This is a genomic window from Microcystis sp. M_QC_C_20170808_M3Col (assembly GCF_007095505.1).
In the GTDB taxonomy this organism is placed as follows: domain Bacteria; phylum Cyanobacteriota; class Cyanobacteriia; order Cyanobacteriales; family Microcystaceae; genus Microcystis.
Genome location: NZ_SFBY01000387.1, coordinates 1 through 2,500, shown reverse-complemented (window position 1 = coordinate 2,500; position 2,500 = coordinate 1). Strand labels below are relative to the sequence as shown.

2 protein-coding genes are annotated in these 2,500 nt (G+C 47.5%); both read left to right on the top strand.

The window, feature by feature from the left end; translation table 11 throughout:
- On the top strand, positions 1-219 hold a 219-nt coding region (locus tag EWV84_RS17850), incomplete at its 5' end, for a zinc ribbon domain-containing protein (protein WP_287079100.1).
- A gap of 187 nt (positions 220-406) precedes the next feature.
- Positions 407-2,311, top strand: a complete 1,905-nt coding sequence (gene dnaK, locus EWV84_RS17845) for a molecular chaperone DnaK (RefSeq protein ID WP_287079099.1) — start codon at positions 407-409, stop codon at positions 2,309-2,311.
- Positions 2,312-2,500 lie beyond the last annotated feature (189 nt).

Below are 2,500 nucleotides of genomic sequence, written 5' to 3'. Positions count from 1 at the left end.
TTATCGACTAGAACCCATCAGTGTAAGTGTGGATGTGTTTTGGATCGGGATGAAAACGCCGCAATCAACATCCTTAAAAGGGGACTAAGTACGGTAGGGCATACCGGAACCTTTGGGCTGGATCCAAGAAACGCTTGGGGAGAGAATACCTCTACTTTTTCAGAAGCAATTCTGTCTAAGCAAGTAATCTCTGTGAACCAAGAATCCCCGTCTCTTTAGAGCGGGGAGTGTCAACGACTACTGTAATACTACCAAAAAGGTTCGGATACCTACACTATCGAGAAAGCGGGGTTATTTTGCACTATAGAGATAACGAAGGAACTGATAGGGGTGGGTATCGCCTAAAAACCGAGTACAGTTCCGATTCTAGAAGTCACTATAGTTGTATCGGAGCAGCACAAAGATTATGGGAAAAGTAGTTGGAATTGACTTAGGGACGACTAACTCCTGCGTCGCGGTTATGGAAGGGGGCAAACCCACCGTTATCGCCAACGCCGAAGGGTTTAGAACCACGCCCTCAGTCGTCGCCTACGCCAAAAATGGCGAGCGCCTAGTAGGACAAATCGCCAAACGTCAAGCGGTAATGAACCCGCAAAATACTTTTTATTCCGTCAAACGCTTCATCGGCAGGAAATTCAACGAAGTTACCAACGAAGCCACAGAAGTATCCTACAAAACTCTCCAAGACGGCAACGGCAACGTTAAATTAGACTGTCCTGCCCAGGGCAAACAATTCGCCCCCGAAGAAATTTCCGCCCAGGTACTGCGGAAACTGGTGGAAGATGCCAGTAAATACCTCGGCGAAACCGTTACCCAAGCAGTCATCACCGTACCCGCTTATTTTAATGACTCCCAACGTCAAGCCACTAAAGATGCCGGTAGAATTGCTGGGATTGAAGTTCTCCGCATTATCAACGAACCCACTGCCGCCTCTCTTGCCTACGGATTAGACAAAAAAGCTAACGAAACCATTCTCGTTTTTGACTTGGGTGGGGGAACCTTTGACGTATCGGTTCTAGAAGTGGGTGATGGTGTCTTTGAAGTTCTCGCTACCTCTGGAGATACTCATCTCGGTGGTGATGACTTCGATAAAAAAATCGTTGATTATTTAGCCGGAGAATTCAAAAAAGTTGAAGGAATAGATCTCCGTCAAGATAAACAAGCCCTGCAACGTCTCACAGAAGCGGCAGAAAAAGCCAAAATTGAGCTTTCTAGCGTTACCCAAGCGGAAATTAACCTGCCCTTCATCACCGCTACCGCCGAAGGACCAAAACACCTAGATACCACTTTAACCAGAGCTAAATTCGAGGAAATTTGCGCTGATTTAATCGATCGCTGTCGTATTCCCGTCGAAAATGCCATCCGTGATGCCAAAATCAATAAATCTGCCCTCGATGAAGTGGTTCTCGTCGGTGGTTCAACCCGGATTCCCGCCGTTCAGGAATTAGTTAAAAAAGTTCTGGGCAAAGATCCTAACCAAAGCGTTAACCCCGATGAAGTGGTAGCCGTCGGCGCTGCTATTCAAGGCGGTGTCCTCGCCGGTGAAGTCAAAGATATTCTTCTACTTGATGTTTCGCCCTTGTCTTTGGGTGTGGAAACCCTCGGCGGTGTGATGACGCGGATTATTACCCGCAACACCACTATCCCCACCAAAAAATCGGAAGTTTTCTCCACAGCAGTAGATGGACAAACTAACGTGGAAATCCACGTCCTGCAAGGGGAACGGGAAATGGCTAAAGATAACAAGAGTTTGGGAACTTTCCGACTCGATGGTATCCCTCCCGCTCCTCGTGGTGTGCCTCAAATCGAAGTGGTCTTCGACATCGATGCTAACGGTATTTTAAATGTCACCGCTAAGGATAAAGGTACAGGAAAAGAACAATCGATCAGTATCACCGGCGCTTCTACCTTGCCCCAAAATGAAGTGGAACGCATGGTTAATGAGGCAGAATCAAACGCCGCGACCGATAAGGAACGCCGTGAACACATTGAACGCAAAAATCAAGCTGATTCCCTCGTTTATCAAGCTGAGAAGCAGTTAGCCGAGTTGGGCGATAAGGTTCCCCCATCCGAGAAAAATAAAGCCCAGGCATTGATTAAAGATCTGAAAGAAGCGATCGCTCAAGACGATGATGGTAAGATTAAAACCATCCTACCGGAATTACAACAAGCCCTCTACGCGATCGGTAGCAGTATGTATCAGCAAGGAGTCCCTAGTAATCCCCCCGGTGGCAATGATGACAATGGCCCCTCTGGTGGTGCTGGTGGCGGCGATGATGTCATCGATGCGGAATTCTCCGACGCTAAATAAAAATTAAGTTCTTAGCTTCGGGAAGGACACAAGTTAACTTGTGTCCTTTTTTTGTTGCAGCTTTCTTACAGTTGACATCCTCGCCGCCGTAAAACGGACGGCGATTCCTCACCACGCCACCTTTTTAGAATGGTCGCTGAATGGGGTTGACGCTTCACGGGATGCTGCTTCTTTAACAGAAGTCTTACG

Excerpts from the sequence above, each read along its gene's own strand:
- dnaK (WP_287079099.1), top strand. The coding sequence starts at position 407 with ATGGGAAAAGTAGTTGGAATTGACTTAGGGACGACTAACTCCTGCGTC.